This window comes from Rhodococcus wratislaviensis, assembly GCF_041228765.1.
Classification (GTDB): domain Bacteria; phylum Actinomycetota; class Actinomycetes; order Mycobacteriales; family Mycobacteriaceae; genus Rhodococcus_F; species Rhodococcus_F wratislaviensis.
Map to the genome: position 1 here is coordinate 282,965 of NZ_CP150488.1, position 15,067 is coordinate 298,031.

Below are 15,067 nucleotides of genomic sequence, written 5' to 3' on the forward strand. Positions count from 1 at the left end.
GTCGTTTGCCCGCGAAGCAGCCTGCCATATGTGGCTTCGCCACCCGTGAGTACTTATTAACCGCCCGCCGTTGATAAGTACTCACGGGTCGTTGGTCAAAGGGAGCACAGATCTCGAGTAACGTTCTCGGGTGACTGGTTCGTGAGGAAGGGTGCCGTGACGTCAACCGGGAGCATGGTGGGCCTGTTCGCCGGTATCGGCGGGCTCGAGTTGGGTCTGAGAGAGCACGGCTGGAACACCGAACTGCTCTGTGAGATCGACCCGGGCGCCCAGGCGGTTCTGCGTACCCGATTCACGGACGTCCCTGTGCATTCCGACGTCACCAAGCTGCGTTCCCTCCCCCAGGACATCGAACTCGTCGCCGCCGGCTTCCCGTGCCAGGACCTCTCGCAGGCCGGCCGGACCGCCGGAATCACGGGTTCGCGTTCCGGCCTCGTCGACGAGGTGTTCCGGTTGGTGAAGCGGAAGAAGGGTCCGCGCTGGCTTCTGATCGAGAACGTGCCGTTCATGCTGCAGCTGGGTCGCGGGGCGGCTATGAGGCATATCACGGACGCCCTGGAGGACCTCGGCTACACGTGGGCGTACCGGGTGGTCGATGCGCGCGCGTTCGGACTCCCCCAGCGCCGTCAGCGGGTCCTGATGCTCGCCTCGCGCACCGAGGACCCCCGCGCGGTGCTGTTCGGTGAGGACGCCGGGGAACGCCCCGTCGACGACCACGCCGACTTCCCGTGCGGTTTCTACTGGACCGAGGGCACCCGCGGCCTCGGCTGGGCGGTCAACGCGGTCCCCACGCTGAAGGGCGGGTCGTCCGTCGGTATCGCGAGCCCACCCGCCGTGCGACTGCCGTCGGGTGAGATCGTGACCCCCGGACTGATCGACGCCGAACGCCTGCAGGGTTTCGACCCCGACTGGACGGCGCCCGCCGCGCTGGTCCCCGGTCTGCGGAACAGTCATCGGTGGAAGCTCGTCGGCAACGCCGTCAGTGTGCGGATGGCGTCGTGGGTCGGTCGGCGTCTGCTCGAGTCGGCGGACTACGAGCGGGGCATCGAGACGCCGATGAAGCCCGGCGACGCGTGGCCGGTGGCGGCGTGGGGCAGCAATCGTCAGGCGTTCCGCGTGCACACCTCGACGTGGCCGGTGCAGGAGCCGTACGAGGATCTCAGCGGATTCCTGGAGGACACCCGCTTGCTGTCGGCGCGCGCGACCGCCGGCTTCCTGAAGCGGACGCGGATGGGCAATCTGCGTTTCGTTCCCGGTTTCATCGACGACGTCGAGAGCCACCTCGACCGCATGGGCGGCTTTCCCGAGGCCGCCGCGTAGGCGGACGGACCCGCGATGCCCGCCACCGATCCCGCGACGAGCGCCCGGATGCGGGCGCAGCGGCGCCGCGACACAGCACCCGAACTCGCGCTTCGCCGGGAACTGCACCGGCGCGGGGTCCGGTACTACGTGGACCGGGCGCCGATGAAGGGCGTCCGGCGGCGCGCCGACCTGGTGTTTCCGCGCCGGAAGGTGGCCGTGTACGTGGACGGGTGCTTCTGGCACAGCTGCCCGCAGCACGCCACGTTCCCGAAGAACAACGCACAGTGGTGGGCCGAGAAGCTCGCCGGGAACGTCACCCGCGACCGGGACACCGACACGAGGCTGGCCGACGCCGGGTGGACGGTGGTGCGGGTCTGGGAGCACGAGAATCCGGCGGTCGCCGCGGACAGGGTTCAGGAAGCTCTGCTTCGCTGACGACGTAGGTGTTGCATTTTCCACCCCTAGGGGTCTGGTCGCCGACGGCGGATCGGTGCAGGATGGTGTCACAGCAACCATTCGGACCACCTTCGGAGGGGCATGATGATCCGCCGAATCGTCGCGGCGGCCTCCATTGCGTTTGCAGCAGCGGCCGTCCCACTCGTCGGTCCGGCACCGTTTGCGGTGGCTGCACCGGGCGACACCTACATCAGCAACCCCCCAGCCAAGCCGACGGACCAGAGTTTCTGCGACGACCAGGCCGCCCTCGCCAACAACCTCGCCTCGAAGGGCGATTTTGCGCGTGCCGACGGGGTCGTGTCGGCCGCGAACATGAGCGGTTGCCGCATCTACACGTTCCCCAGCCCGTAGCCGGTTGCCGTTCCGGCAACAGGATCCCCGGTTCGACGGCTCCGGCGGCCACAGTGGGAGCATGACCCACGAGCAGGCACCGGACATGACCGATTTCTTCAGCCAGGAGTTCTGGGACGAGCGCTATCGCTCGACGACCGCGGTGTGGAGCGGCGACCCCAACCCGCACCTCGTCGAGGAGGTCGCGGACGTGACTCCGGGCAGTGCCCTGGACGTGGGCAGCGGCGAGGGCGCCGACGCGATCTGGCTGGCGGCCCGCGGGTGGAACGTCACCGGAATGGACGTGTCGGCGGTGGCAGTGGAACGCGCTGCCGAACGGGCCGCCGAAGCCGGTGCCGGCATCGCGGACCGGACGACGTGGCAGCAGGCCGACATCCTGTCGTGGGAGCCGCCGGCCCGCCGATTCGACCTGGTGTCGGCGCATTTCATGCATCTGCCGGGACCTGCCCGCGAGGCCCTGCACCGTCGCCTGGCGGGAGCGGTCCGCCCCGGCGGGCGGCTTCTCGTCGTCGGACATCATCCTTCCGATCTGGAGACGTCGGCCGGGCGGCCCAATGTTCCCGACATGCTGTTCACACCCGACCAGGTCGCTGCCGTACTGGACGCCGGGGAGTGGGAGATTCTGGTGTCGGCGACGCCCTCGCGTGAGACGCGCGACCCCGAGGGCCGGCCCGTCACCGTCCACGACACCGTTCTGCACGCGGTTCGCCGGGCCTGACGACGGTCTACTGTGTGGGCACGATCTGTTCCGAGTGCCGAGACGAGGACGCCGTGGCCGACCTGTTCGTGAAAGCCCTTCAGCTGCATCAGTTCGTCTACGAACGCAGCGGCGGTTGGGTGGGGCATCGGTTGCTGTTCGGGATGCCGACCCTGTTGTTGCACAGCGTCGGCCGGAAGTCCGGGCAGTCGCGCACGTCCGCGTTGACGTACGGCCGCGACGGCGCACGGTTTCTGGTCGTCGCGTCGAAGGGCGGTGCGCCCACGTCGCCCGCGTGGATGCACAACGTGCTGGCCGCGCCGACCTGCGAGATCCAGGTGGGCCGCGACCACATCACCGTGGTGGCGCGGAAGGTTCTGCCGGGCGACCCGGATTACGACCGGATGTGGGCGACGATGAACGAGATCAACCACGGCCGGTACCGCGACTACCAGAAGAAGACGGACCGGCCGATTCCCGTCATCGCGCTCACCCCGAACCGCTGACTCGGTCGAGCGCCCCGGTACGACGTCAGCGGAACTCGTCGACGTGCCCCGACGCCCACTGCGCGAACGTGGTCGCCGGGCGTCCGGTGAGTTGCTCGACGAGCCGGTTCGCCTGCTGGGGAGCGTCGACCAGGCTTGCCATCCCTTCCAGGTACCAGCGGGCGTACTCCCCCATCGCCGGCGTCAGGACGCCGACGGCCTCGTCCAGCGACACCTGCCGGTACTCGATGTTCCGGCCGAGGGCGGCGCCGAGTTCCCGGACGAGGTCGGCGCGGGTGATCGTCTCGGGTCCGGTGAGTTCGTACGACGCGCCGATGTGCCCGTCCGCGAGGAGAGCGACGGCCGCGACCTCGGCGATGTCGTCCATGGCGATCGGCGCGTTCGCCGCCGTCGGGTACGGCTCGCGCACGGTGTCTCCCGCGGCGATCTGCGGTGCCAGGATTCCCGCGTTCTCCATGAACTCGCCGGGCCACAGGTGCGTCCACTCGATGCCGGACGCCTCGACGGCCCGTGCGACGTCACCCCAGTGGCCGTCGTGGGGACCGGACAGGTCGACGACGTGCCGGACGCCGGCCTGCTTCGCCAGAGCGAGCGCGTCCGGGGCGGTGTCGGGAGTCGGTGCGAGGTAGAGGGAATCAACGCCCTCGAACGCCGCGGGCAGGCTGTCGAGCCTGCGGAGGTATCCCTCGACGACGGTGACCGAGCCCGGAAGTTGCGCCTTGTCAGGATGATTCGTGAGGGCCCGGACGTCCGTCGCACCCCGCGCGAGCAGGTGGTCGACGAGCATTCTGCCGATGTTCCCGGTTGCCCCCGTCACCAGAATCGTCATGCCCTGCACGCTACTGAGCCGGGTCACGCCGCGGCAAGGCATGTGAGTGGCAAAGTGTGCTCGCGCACGCTTTGCCACTCACATGGGGTCAGCTGGTCGGCGGGGCGGAGGTCGTGGACGTCGCCGGGGTCTCCGAGGGCGTCGGCGTGGCCGGGGACGACGCGTCCGGATTCTGCACTCCGGCGCTGAGCTTGTAGATGTGTTCCGGCGAGATGATCTCCGTGACGGCCCCCGCCAGCGCCGTGCTGGGTTCGCTGCCCTGGTAGGGGACGTCGGTGTTGATCATGATCGCGAGGGTGGTCTCCTGCTCGGGGAGGTAGACGCAGACCGTCTGATACCCGGGGAGGCTGCCGTTGTGCCCGATCCAGCCGGCGACGTCGAAGATGCCCAGTCCGTAGCCGACGTCGGATGCCAGACCCGGTGCGTTCACCGTCTCGAGCCGTTGCGCCTGCGTGGCCGGCTGCAGCAGGGTGCCGGTGGCGAGGGCGGGCGCCCAGATGTGCAGGTCGTCGAGGGTCGAAATCATCGCGCCCGCCGCCCATCCCCAGGACGGATTCCAGTTGGTGGCCACGGCTTCCTTGTCGTCCAAGGTCTGCTCGGTGTAGCCCTGCGCGTGCGGTTCGGGGAACGCGTTGGTGGTCGGAAAGCTCGTGCCCGCCATCTTCAGCGGCTGGACGATCTTCTGCGTCACGTACTCCGGGAGCGGCAGTCCGCTGACCTTCTCGATGACGAGTCCCAGCAGGGTCGTGTTCGTGTTGGAGTACTCGAATCCCTGTCCGGGCGGGAACGTCGCGGGCTGCGCGAACGCGTAACCCAGCAGTTGTTGCGGGGTGAACGCGGCCTGCGGGTCGCTGAGCAACGCCTTCTGGAAGTCCTCGTTGGCCGAGTAGTTGGCCAGCCCGCTCTGCATCCGGGCGAGCTGGCGCAGCGTGATCTGATCACCCAGCGGCACGCCCTCCACGTACTTCGAGATCGGGTCGTCGAGTGCGACCTTGTCTTCGTCGACCAGTTGCAGCACACCCGTGACCGTGAAAGTCTTTGTCACACTTCCGATTCGGTGGTAGAAGTCGGTCTCCATCGGCGCGCCCGTCGTCTTGTCGGCGACACCGAACGCCTTCACGTAGTTGCCGTCGGGCCCCCACACGCCCACTATCGCGCCGGGAATCGCCGCCATCGACATCGTCTTCTCGATCGCCTCGTCGAGTCGGTCCGCGACACCGGGGTCGATCTGCGCGTCGGCCCCGGCGTTCGGTGATCCCGTCTGCGTCGTCGTGGAGGTAGCGGAGGTGCCTGTGGAGGACGAGTCGTCGGAGCACGCCGCAGGCACTACCAGCAGCAGTGCCGCTGCGGCCGCCGCGAGGCCTCGTCGCCGATTCGTCCTGGTCACGACCTGAGCTGTCATCGTGCGTCCCGTCGTCGAGGTGCCCCTCTCGGGAACTTACTCCGCGACCGCCGGGCGAATGTACCTTTCGGCGCTTCTGAGGCGACCGGCGATACATTCGCCCTGCTGCCGCCCTACTGCGCTCTCTCGGTCGCGTATTCGGCCAGCAGCCGCTTCTCCTTCTCCCGGTGCGGGTAGAAGAAGAACACCACCACGGCCCCCGCGCACACCACCAGGATCGCGGCGAGGTACGCGCGATCGTCGCCGTCGAGGAAGGCGTTGCGGGCGGCGGCGATGATCTGCTCGGCGTACTGCGGGTAGCGTTCCGCGAGCACCTCGGCGCTGGAATACGATTTCGTCAGCGCGGCTTGAGTTTCCGGGGTGATCTGGCTCGAGTCCGGCGACGAGGCGATCGTCGCCGACAGCGACTTCGCGTAACCGGCGGTGAGCACCGCGCCGAGGATCGACTGCATGATCGCGCCGCCGAGGTCGCGTTGCAGGTCGGACGTGCCGGACGCCATGCCCGCCCGCGACACCGGCACCGAACCGGTGAGCGACCGCGACGCCGGGGTCCCGGCGAACCCGACTCCGATGCCCACGAACGCGTAGGCGAGCGCCACCCACCAGAAGGTCGCGTTCTCATCCCACCACACCAGCGCGACAACCAGTCCGAGGACGACGAACAGGTAGCCGAGCAGCAGTGTGAACCGGGCCCCGTGCGATTCGACGAGTTTCGCGGAGCGCGGTGCGACGATGACCATCGCGACGGCGGCCGGGATGATCGCCGATCCGGCGGCGAGCGTGGAGTACCCGAGCACGTTCTGCAGGAACTGCTGCCCGATGAACATCGCACCCATCAACGCGCCGAACACGATCACCCCGCCGACGGCGGCCACCCAGAACGTCGGGCGGGCGGCGACGTGCAGATCGAACAGCGGGTGCGCCGCCCGCCGTTGCTGCAGGAAGAACGCGGCTCCCGCGGCGAGGGCGATCACCCCGAGGCCGAGAGCCGCCGCACCGGCGCCGTCCACCGGTGCGAAATTGATCGCGAGGATGAGGGCGGCGATGAAGACGACGGAGATGATGCCGCCGAGATTGTCGACGGGATCGGTCGTCTCGTTGACGTGGGCGGGCACCCACAGGATGGCGGCGACGAGGGCGAGACCCGCGAGCGGAAGGGTCACGAGGAACACCGAGCCCCAATGGAAGTGCTCGAGCAACGCACCCGACACGATCGGCCCGAGCGAGGAGATCGCGCCACCGAGGGCCGACCACAGTGCGATCGCCTTGGTCCGGGGCGGTCCCGACCACAGCGCGGTGATGATCGCGAGCGTGGTGGGGAACGCGAGACCGGCGGACACACCGCCGAGAACACGTGCGAGGAAGAGTATTTCGAAGTTCCCGGCAAATCCCGCGATCGCCGATGCCGGCAGCGACAGCGCCATGCCGAGCACCAGCATCTGCTTGCGCCCGTAGCGGTCGCCGAGCGCCCCGAGGTAGAGGACGGAGGCGGCGAGCCCGAGGGAGTACGCCACGGCGACGAGATTCAGCTGCGTCTGACTCGCGTCGAAGGCCCGGCCGATGTCGGGGAGCGCGACGTTCGCGACGGACAGGTTCAGGTTGGCGACGGCGGCGACGAGGATGAGGGTCGCGAGGATCAGCGTCGCTCGGGCCGGCGCCTGCGTCGTTTCGGTTCGAGTCACTGTCCGCTCCCGGGGTTCTGGTCTCCTCGTGGGCGTGCCGCGTCGGCCGCCGGTTCGGGGCTCGACGCGAGCAGCGACGCGGCGAGCGGGAAGAGGAGGACGGTGATCGCGCCTGCCGCGACGAGCACCGAGGCGTTCGCGGACGTCATGTCCCCGGAGTCGACGGCGACTCCCGTGACGGCCACGATCAGCGGCAGACCGGTTCCCGCGTACAGCGCCAGCTGGGTGCGTTCACGGGCGGTGAAGGGTGGATCCGTGCCGTCGGTGCCCCGATCGAACCTCCCGGCGACGTAGACCGGGCCTGCCCGCACAAGCAGGATCAGCACGACGAACGCGACGAGGACGCCGGGTTCGGACGCCACCGCGGCGACGTCGATGGCCATCCCGGACGTCACGAAGAAGATGGGGATCAGGAACCCGAACGCGAGGCCGTCGAGCTTCGTTTCGAGCGTTTCGTCGCCCTCGGGTGTGGCCCGCCGCAGGATGAATCCGGCCGCGAAGGCACCGAGAATGGTGTCGAGCCCGAACGACGCCGCGAGCACGGTGAGTGCGACGAGGAGCAGCATCGTCAGCCGGACCGTGGTCTGCGACGTCGTCTCCGAGCCCGACCGGATGATCGCGGTGATCCGGGAACCCTCCCGCCGCACGCGGGCGGGTATGAACGCGACCAGCACCGCCGCGGCCGTGAACAGCCCGAGGACCACGATGGACGCCACCGACCCGCGGGAGCCGAGCAGGACCGCCATGGCGACGACCGGTCCGAGTTCGCCGAAGGCGCCGTGATTGAGGATCGTCCGGCCCAGCCGGGTGTCGAGGGCGCCCGCGTCACGAAGGATCGGGAGCAGTGTGCCGAGGGCTGTCGACGTCATGGCAATGGCCACCGCGGTTCCGGCGTCGACCACGTGGACGAGGCTCAGCAGCGATACCACCCCGAATGCCAGGGCCAGCGAGACCAGCCATGTCAGCAGGGCCCGTCTGCCGCCGCGACCGGTGATCTCGGCCGTGTCGATCTCGTATCCGGCCAGCAGGAAGAGCAGGCCCAGCCCCAGGTCGCGCAGTAGCTCGATCTCGCTACCCTCGATCGCCAGGTCGAAGACGTGCGGGCCGATGACGATCCCGGCGACGAGGAGTAGCACCACCTCGGGCACCAGCTTCCGGGGGAACAACCCGGCGAGCAGCGGGGCGATCACGGCGCACGCCACGATCCAGAAGAGTGAGGCTCCCACGGACGGCATGCATCACCTCGTCTCTCGAACCATCGGACACAGCTCTGCGTTCGAGCCTCACAGAGCCCGGACCACTGGACATCACCCGTCGTGGATGATGCGCAATTCCCGGCCGATGGCGAGCATCGACACAGGGCACCCAGCGCAGGGAGAGATGATGTCGAATACAGCTGAAGATGTCGGTCCGGTCGCGTTTCTTTTCCTCACTTTTCCGGGAGAGCGGGCCGATCCCCAGGTGATCGACACGTTCCGCGACGTCGTCGCCCAGGGAGTGGTCACCATTCTCGATCTCGTGTTCATCTCCAAGGGAGCCGACGGCACGCTGCGCCAGGTGGAGGTGGACGAGGACCTCGACAGCATCGGTCTCGCCGCCCTGTCCCTCGAAGCCAAGGCCCTGATCAGCGACGAGGACCTCGAGGTGGTGCGCGAATCACTGGAGCCGGGCACGTCCGCGGTGGCGATCGTGTACGAGCAGACGTGGGCGCGGAAGGTCGCGGCCGCCTCCCGGCAGGCCGGTGGCGAGGTGGCCCTCCACGTGCACATCCCGCGCGAGGTGGTCGAGGCGGCCATCGCCGCCGCGGTCTGACTCGTCACCCACAGAAACGGAGCACATCATGGTTTTCAGGGGTCCACGCCGCATGGGACGTCCCGGGCTGCTCGGCACGGTGGCCCGGACGGCGGTCATCACCGGCACCGCCCGGGCGACGTCGAACGCGATGAACCGGCACGCCGCCAGCAAGCAGGCGGAGGAGCAGGAGCGGATCGACCAGGCCGCCCAGCAGCAGTATGCGGAACAGCAAGCAGCGCAACAGCAGGCGCCTCCGCCGCCACCGGCACCCGCGGGCGACGATCTGGTGTCCCGCATCCAGGAACTCGCCCGCCTGAAGGAGGCCGGCGTGCTCACGGACGAGGAGTTTTCCGCGGCGAAGGCGAAACTACTCCAGTCCTGAAGATGCGGTGAGCCGAATCGTCAGTAGAACTCGACGGTGTCGACGCGGTTGATGAGCTCCTCGCCGTCGAGGAACCGGGTGGCATTGCGCGCGAACAGTTCCGCGATGAGGCGATCCTCCGCGGGGTTCAACGCTGCAGTGTGCGGGCTGACCAGCACGTTCGGATGAGCCCACAGCGGACTGTCCGATGCCAGGGGCTCGGACGCGAACACGTCGAGCGCGGCGAACCCGACCCGCCCGTCTTCGATCGCGGCGGTCATGGCTTCCTCGTCGACGACGGTTCCCCGGCCCACGCTCACCACCGTGACTCCGGGCTTGACCGCGCCGAATACCTTTGCGCTGACGAGGCCTTCGGTGGCGCTGGTTCCGGGAAGCGTCACGACGATGCCGTCCGCGTCCCCGACCACATCGGCCAGCCGGTCGGGGTGGACGATCTCGTCGACGCCCTCGACCGCGGTGTCGCGCCTGCTCGTTCCCACCACGGTGGCGCCGAGGGCCTTCAGCTTCAGCGCCGTCGCGCGGCCGATGCTGCCCAGTCCGACGATGACGATGCGCTGCCCGGACACGGTTCCCATGGCCCACCGGCCGCTCCACACCTTGTCGCGCTGCTGGGCGAGGAGGCGCGGGAGGGTCTTGGCGCCGGCCAGCAGGCCGAAGACGGCGAACTCCGCCAACGGCTCGGCGTGCACACCGGCGGAGGTGCTGAAGGCGATGCGGGCGAGTTGCTCGTCGGTGAGGCCGCCCGCCTTCACCTGGGCCCCGCCACCGGCGGGCATCGTGTGCACCCAGCGGAGTTCGGGGTTGACGCCCGCCGTCCTCGTCAGTGCCGCGGGATTCTCGTCGGGCACGCCGTACAGGGCTTGCGCCGAATCGACCAGGTCGTCGAAGGCTTGCTGCTGCTTCGCGGTCCGGGAGAACGTCGGATCGCCGGAGTGATCACCCGGGAATCGGGAGGGCGGCAGCAGATCCTGCTCGCGGATGAAGTCGATGCGCGGTTCCGCCCGGGTGACGAGACTGATGAGTTCCTCGCTCACGGGGGTTGCGGCGACTACGCGGAGTCGCCCGTCGAGTGGCTTCGAGTCATGTGCGCTCACTGGAGATTCCTTCGTACGGGCCGTTGTTGACCATATGTTCAGAGTAAAAACTCTGCACTAACCATGTGATTCAGTCAACACTTCTCTTTACGTATGACAAATAGCTCCTCGGGCGGTATCGTCCTCCGCATGCCAGTGACCTGGGTCACTACACCGACCTGTTTGTGACCGCGCTCGACGTGGTCCCGTCCCACAACGGAGCAGAAGATGTCCCCAGAATCGAAGATTCACGTAGGCGCAGACTCGAAGACGCCGGAAGGCCCCAGCCGCTCCACCCCACCGGCGCGTGCCTCCGACGACCCGGACTACGCCGCGAATCTCAAACGCGCGACGCTCGCCAGTTCCATCGGCAGCGCACTCGAGTACTACGACTTCGCCCTGTACGGCCTGGCCTCGGCCCTGATATTCGGCCAGCTGTTCTTCCCCGCCATGGGTGCGTCGGCCGCGTTGATGGCCAGTTTCGGCACGTACGCCGTCGGCTTCCTCGCCCGGCCCGTCGGCGGCCTGTTCTTCGGCGCGCTCGGCGACCGCCTCGGACGCAAGGCCGTCCTGATGATCACGATCGCGATCATGGGCGGCGCGAGCACGCTGATCGGCGTCCTGCCGACCGGCGCGCAGGTGGGTATCTGGGCCCCGATCATGCTGGTCGCGCTGCGACTGCTGCAGGGCTTCGGCGCCGGAGCCGAGCAGGCCGGTGCCACGACGCTGATGGCGGAGTACTCGCCCACCCAGCGCCGCGGATTCTTCTCCGCACTCCCCTTCGTCGGGATCATGGTGGGCACCCTGATGGCATCCGGGGTCTTCGCGATCCTCGGCCAGATCGATCGCGACCTCCTCCTCGACTGGGTGTGGCGGGTGCCGTTCCTGGCGTCGATCGTCCTCATCGCGGTCGCCGTGTTCATCCGGCTCCGCATGCAGGAGAGCCCCACGTTCATCAAGCTGGAGAAGCAGGATCAGATCAGCGAGAGCCCGTTCCGGGAACTGATCGGCAGCTCGATGCCCAGTGTGCTCCGCGGCATCGGCCTGCGGATGGCCGAGAACGGCGGCTCGTACATCTTCCAGACCCTCGGCATCAGCTACGTCACGACGGTGGTCGGTGTCAGCAAGTCGATCGGACCGCTCGCCATCGCCTGCGGCGCCGCCATCGGCATGCTCGTCATCCCGTTCTCGGGCGCGCTGTCGGACCGCTTCGGCCGGATGCGGGTGTACCGGTTCGGTGCGGCGCTGCAGCTCGTCCTCGCGGTCCCGTCGTGGTGGCTGCTCTCGCTCGGCAACCCGTATCTCGTGGTGGCGACGCTCGCGGTCAGCTACGGGATCGGCGTCAACGTGATGCTCGGCGCGCAGTGCGCGGCCCTGCCCGAGCTGTTCGGAAATCGGCACCGCTACATCGGCGTCGCTGTCGCCCGGGAAACCAGCGCCATCCTCGCCGGCGGTATCGCCCCCTTCGTCGGCGCACTGCTGCTGTCGCTGCTGAACAACTCGTGGGTGCCGCTCGCGATCTACGTTCTGGTCCTCAGCGTCATCACGTTCGCCACCACGTTCGTGACACCCGAAACCCGTGGCCGCGACCTCGGGCTCGCCTGGGACGCGATGGCCGACCCGGTCCACGGACCGGAGGCCGTCGCCTCCGAGTCGAAGGATCGAGTCGACGCATGAGGCTGGCCCGCATCGCCACCGATTCGGGACCGCGGCCGGTGTGTCTGCACGACGGTCGCTGGCACGAGGTGGCGGATCCGTACGCCGATACCCTGACGTTCACCGGGCCCGCACACGACCTCGACGGCGCACGGTTGCTCGCGCCCGCCGAACCGCGGGTCCTGCTCGGGATGGCCCACAACGGCGCACCCGGAGATCGCGACCTGCCGTTGCAGGCGTTCATGAAGTCGACGCGCACGGTGATCGGCCCCGAGGATCCGATCGTCGTCGACGACGGGCTGGGGCAGGTCAACGTGGAGGGCGAGCTGGCCGTCGTCATCCGCCGCACGTGCCGCAGGCTTCGCCCGGAGGACGTCCCGTCCGCGATCCTCGGATACACGATCGGCAACGACGTCACCGCCGTCGAGCAGATAGCGTTGGACGACAAGCTCACCCAGGCGAAGCACGGCGACGGGTTCACCCCGCTGGGGCCGTGGATCGAGACGGATCTCGACCCGGGGGACGTTCCGATCACCGTGCGCGTCGACGGCGTGACCGTGGCGGAGGCGTCCACCCGGCAGCTCGCGTGGAACGTGTCCGAGCAACTGGTCCACCTCACCCGGTATCTGACCCTCGGGCCGGGAGACGTCGTGCTCACGGGTTGTCCGTTCACGTTCAGCCCCGTCAAACCGGGTGACCGTGCCGAGATCACGCTCGACGGAATCGGCACGCTGGCCAACCCGGTGCGTGCGCTGTGAACCTGTTCGATCTGTCGGGGCGCATCGCCCTGGTCACCGGTTCGAGCCGGGGAATCGGCTACGCACTGGCGCGGGGCCTGGCCGAGGCGGGCGCCACGATCGTCCTCAACGGGGTGTCGGCCGACCGTCTCGCACAGGCATGCGAGCGCCTCCGCGAGGAGTTCGGCGAGGCCCGCGTCCACGCGTACGCGTTCGACGTCACGGATCCCGATCGGGTGACCGGCGCCGTCGAGCGGATCGAGTCGGAGGTCGGGCCGATCGAGATCCTGGTGAACAACGCTGCGCTGCAACACCGTCAGCCGCTGCTCGACGTCTCCCTCGAGGATTGGAACCGGGTGCTCACGACCGACCTCACCAGCGCGTTCCTCGTCGGCCGTGCGGTCGCACGGTTCCAGATCGCCCGCGGGAGCGGGAAGATCATCAACGTCTGCTCGGTGCAGAGCGACCTGGCCCGGCCCACCATCGCGCCGTACACCGCCGCGAAGGGCGGACTGCGGAATCTGACCCGCGCGATGACGGCCGAATGGGCGTCGTCCGGGCTGCAGATCAACGGCCTCGCGCCCGGCTACATCCACACCGAGATGACGCAGGCCCTCGTCGACGACACCGAGTTCGACGCGTGGCTCCGCGGCCGCGCGCCGGCAGGCCGGTGGGGCACGCCGGACGATCTCGTCGGTCCCGCGGTGTGGCTGGCGTCGGACGGATCCCGGTACGTCAACGGTCAGGTGATCTTCGTCGACGGCGGGATGACGTCGGTGGTGTGAGGGTTCACCCGCCGACCGCGGCCGGTGCGGTCTGCACGTCCCCGAAGGAGCGGCGGGTGTGCTGGACGAGTTCGCGGAGCGCGGGACCCGCGGGACTCTTCCAGACCAGCGCGAGCACGGCCGGGATGTCGACGTCGTCCAGGGGGACCGCCGTCAACCGGCCTCGGTAATCCGTCGCCATCGACTCGCTGAGGACGGCGACTCCCAGTCCGCGGATCGCGAGGTCGGCGACGGCGTCCGGCGCACTCGCCTGCAGGGCGATGTCCGGGCGGAGGCCGGCCGCCGCACACGCCTGGTCGAATACTGTCCGGATCCCCGTTCCGGTCGGCATACATACGATCGCATGGTCGGCGAGTTCGGCCAGGGTGACGCGCGAACGCCCGGCCAGCGGGTGCCCGGGCGGCACCGCCGCGACCAGCCCCTCGCTGATGATCGGGAAGGCGTCCAACCCTTCCGGCGGGGCCGTCGCGGTGCCGACGAGAGCGAGATCGATCGCACCGGCGCGGACCCGTTCGACGAGGCGGTCGGAACTGTCCTCGGTCAGCGTGATCTCGATCCCGGGGTGCGCGACGTGGAACGCGGACAGTGCGTCGAACAGCGGTTTCACCGTGCAGGCGGTGACCATCCCGACGACGAGCCGGCCCCGGATCAGCTGGTTCACCTCGTCCACGGCCTGCCGCATCGCGTCGGCCGAGGCGAGTGCGGCACGCGCGTGCACGAGCGCCGCTTCCCCCGCGGACGTGAGCGTCGCGGTCCGGCTCGACCGGTCGATGAGCGTCGCGCCGAGGTCGTGCTCGAGCTGCCGGATCTGCGCGCTGATCCCCGACTGGCTGATGTGGACGCGTTCCGCGGCGCGGGTGAAGTTCGCTTCCTCGGCGACCGCGACGAAGTACTCGAGCTGCCTCAGTTCCATAAGCAGTAATTCTAGTTGTCAGCAGAACTATCTGTTGGACTTCCGGTTGCGTCGACACCATCCTGGGAAGTGACAGCAGTTCGCCCACGAAAGGATTCCCGTGTCCGACTACGAGAAGGCCCTGAACCCCGAAGACCTCACCCGGCTGTTCGTCGAGCGCAGCAATGCCGGCGACGCGGCCGGAGTTGCCGCCCTGTACGAGGAGGACGCCGTCATGGCATATCCGCCCGGCAGCCGGACGGTCGGCCGGGCAGCCATCCAGAAACTGTGGGAGTCGGTACTCGCGAACGCGCCGCACTTCGAACCGGAAACGCCGCTCCCCACGCTGATCAGTGACGACATCGCACTGACGTCCACCCCACCCAAGGACGGATCCGGCGCGCGGGCGCAGGTCGTCCGCAGGCAACCGGACGGAACCTGGCTCCGACTCCTCGACCAACCGGAGTTCGTCCCGCCCACCAGCTGAGGTCACGGCTGCTCCGGCCCCTACACGGCATGAACT

General features: G+C 68.6%; 17 protein-coding genes. 11 read left to right on the top strand and 6 right to left on the bottom strand.

The window, feature by feature from the left end; genetic code table 11:
• Positions 1 to 174 precede the first annotated feature (174 nt).
• From WKC72_RS01285 to WKC72_RS01305, 5 genes are all read left to right on the top strand, one after another.
• The gene (locus WKC72_RS01285) at positions 175 to 1,320 is read left to right on the top strand and encodes a DNA cytosine methyltransferase (RefSeq protein ID WP_112301652.1); all 1,146 of its coding nucleotides are present in this window, start codon (positions 175 to 177) and stop codon (positions 1,318 to 1,320) included.
• A 15-nt stretch (positions 1,321 to 1,335) separates the two neighbouring features.
• Positions 1,336 to 1,737, top strand: a complete 402-nt coding sequence (locus tag WKC72_RS01290; RefSeq protein ID WP_370181521.1) for a very short patch repair endonuclease — start codon at positions 1,336 to 1,338, stop codon at positions 1,735 to 1,737.
• A gap of 102 nt (positions 1,738 to 1,839) precedes the next feature.
• A complete protein-coding gene (locus WKC72_RS01295) occupies positions 1,840 to 2,109 on the top strand; it encodes a hypothetical protein (RefSeq protein WP_037228052.1) in 270 nt (89 codons plus the stop codon).
• Positions 2,110 to 2,170: 61 nt separating this feature from the next.
• On the top strand, positions 2,171 to 2,827 hold the full coding sequence (locus WKC72_RS01300; RefSeq protein ID WP_370181522.1) for a class I SAM-dependent methyltransferase: 657 nt from the start codon (positions 2,171 to 2,173) through the stop codon (positions 2,825 to 2,827).
• A 53-nt stretch (positions 2,828 to 2,880) separates the two neighbouring features.
• On the top strand, positions 2,881 to 3,312 hold the full coding sequence (locus tag WKC72_RS01305; RefSeq protein ID WP_037228416.1) for a nitroreductase family deazaflavin-dependent oxidoreductase: 432 nt from the start codon (positions 2,881 to 2,883) through the stop codon (positions 3,310 to 3,312).
• 25 nt (positions 3,313 to 3,337) lie between these two features.
• Here the strand turns inward: WKC72_RS01305 and WKC72_RS01310 are convergent, their stop codons facing one another.
• The 4 genes from WKC72_RS01310 to WKC72_RS01325 all read right to left on the bottom strand — a co-directional run bounded on the left by WKC72_RS01310 (position 3,338) and on the right by WKC72_RS01325 (position 8,460).
• Positions 3,338 to 4,141 carry an NAD(P)H-binding protein gene (locus WKC72_RS01310; RefSeq protein ID WP_112301649.1) on the bottom strand — a complete coding sequence of 268 codons (804 nt, stop codon included), beginning with the start codon at positions 4,139 to 4,141 and terminating at the stop codon, positions 3,338 to 3,340.
• Positions 4,142 to 4,229: 88 nt separating this feature from the next.
• Complete coding sequence (locus WKC72_RS01315; protein ID WP_128640272.1) at positions 4,230 to 5,543, bottom strand: serine hydrolase; 1,314 nt, start codon at positions 5,541 to 5,543, stop codon at positions 4,230 to 4,232.
• 113 nt (positions 5,544 to 5,656) lie between these two features.
• Entirely contained in the window at positions 5,657 to 7,225 is a 1,569-nt protein-coding gene (locus WKC72_RS01320) for an MFS transporter (protein WP_037228058.1), read from the bottom strand.
• Complete coding sequence (locus tag WKC72_RS01325) at positions 7,222 to 8,460, bottom strand: cation:proton antiporter (RefSeq protein ID WP_370181523.1); 1,239 nt, start codon at positions 8,458 to 8,460, stop codon at positions 7,222 to 7,224. The genes WKC72_RS01320 and WKC72_RS01325 overlap by 4 nt, the downstream gene beginning before the upstream one ends.
• Positions 8,461 to 8,608: 148 nt before the next feature.
• Between WKC72_RS01325 and WKC72_RS01330 the strand changes: the two genes are divergently transcribed.
• Positions 8,609 to 9,037 (top strand): DUF6325 family protein, encoded by a 429-nt coding sequence (locus WKC72_RS01330; protein WP_037228418.1) that lies wholly within the window; start codon positions 8,609 to 8,611, stop codon positions 9,035 to 9,037.
• A gap of 28 nt (positions 9,038 to 9,065) precedes the next feature.
• On the top strand, positions 9,066 to 9,401 hold the full coding sequence (locus WKC72_RS01335) for an SHOCT domain-containing protein (RefSeq protein WP_112301646.1): 336 nt from the start codon (positions 9,066 to 9,068) through the stop codon (positions 9,399 to 9,401).
• 20 nt (positions 9,402 to 9,421) lie between these two features.
• Here the strand turns inward: WKC72_RS01335 and WKC72_RS01340 are convergent, their stop codons facing one another.
• Entirely contained in the window at positions 9,422 to 10,495 is a 1,074-nt protein-coding gene (locus WKC72_RS01340; RefSeq protein WP_112301645.1) for a D-2-hydroxyacid dehydrogenase, read from the bottom strand.
• A gap of 207 nt (positions 10,496 to 10,702) precedes the next feature.
• Between WKC72_RS01340 and WKC72_RS01345 the strand changes: the two genes are divergently transcribed.
• The 3 genes from WKC72_RS01345 to WKC72_RS01355 are packed head-to-tail and all read left to right on the top strand — an operon-like array spanning position 10,703 to position 13,652.
• Positions 10,703 to 12,151: an MFS transporter gene (locus tag WKC72_RS01345; RefSeq protein WP_370181524.1), complete on the top strand. Its 1,449-nt coding sequence runs from the start codon at positions 10,703 to 10,705 to the stop codon at positions 12,149 to 12,151.
• Positions 12,148 to 12,888: a fumarylacetoacetate hydrolase family protein gene (locus WKC72_RS01350; protein WP_037228066.1), complete on the top strand. Its 741-nt coding sequence runs from the start codon at positions 12,148 to 12,150 to the stop codon at positions 12,886 to 12,888. The genes WKC72_RS01345 and WKC72_RS01350 overlap by 4 nt, the downstream gene beginning before the upstream one ends.
• The gene (locus WKC72_RS01355) at positions 12,885 to 13,652 is read left to right on the top strand and encodes an SDR family oxidoreductase (RefSeq protein ID WP_370181525.1); all 768 of its coding nucleotides are present in this window, start codon (positions 12,885 to 12,887) and stop codon (positions 13,650 to 13,652) included. Before WKC72_RS01350 ends, WKC72_RS01355 begins: the two co-directional genes overlap by 4 nt.
• 4 nt (positions 13,653 to 13,656) lie before the next feature.
• Here WKC72_RS01355 and WKC72_RS01360 read toward each other — a convergent pair whose 3' ends face one another.
• Positions 13,657 to 14,565 carry a LysR family transcriptional regulator gene (locus WKC72_RS01360; protein ID WP_370181526.1) on the bottom strand — a complete coding sequence of 303 codons (909 nt, stop codon included), beginning with the start codon at positions 14,563 to 14,565 and terminating at the stop codon, positions 13,657 to 13,659.
• 100 nt (positions 14,566 to 14,665) lie between these two features.
• Here WKC72_RS01360 and WKC72_RS01365 point away from each other — a divergent pair, with 100 nt between their 5' ends.
• Positions 14,666 to 15,031, top strand: coding sequence for a nuclear transport factor 2 family protein (locus WKC72_RS01365; RefSeq protein ID WP_370181527.1), 366 nt, complete (start codon positions 14,666 to 14,668; stop codon positions 15,029 to 15,031).
• The last annotated feature ends 36 nt before the right edge of the window (positions 15,032 to 15,067 follow it).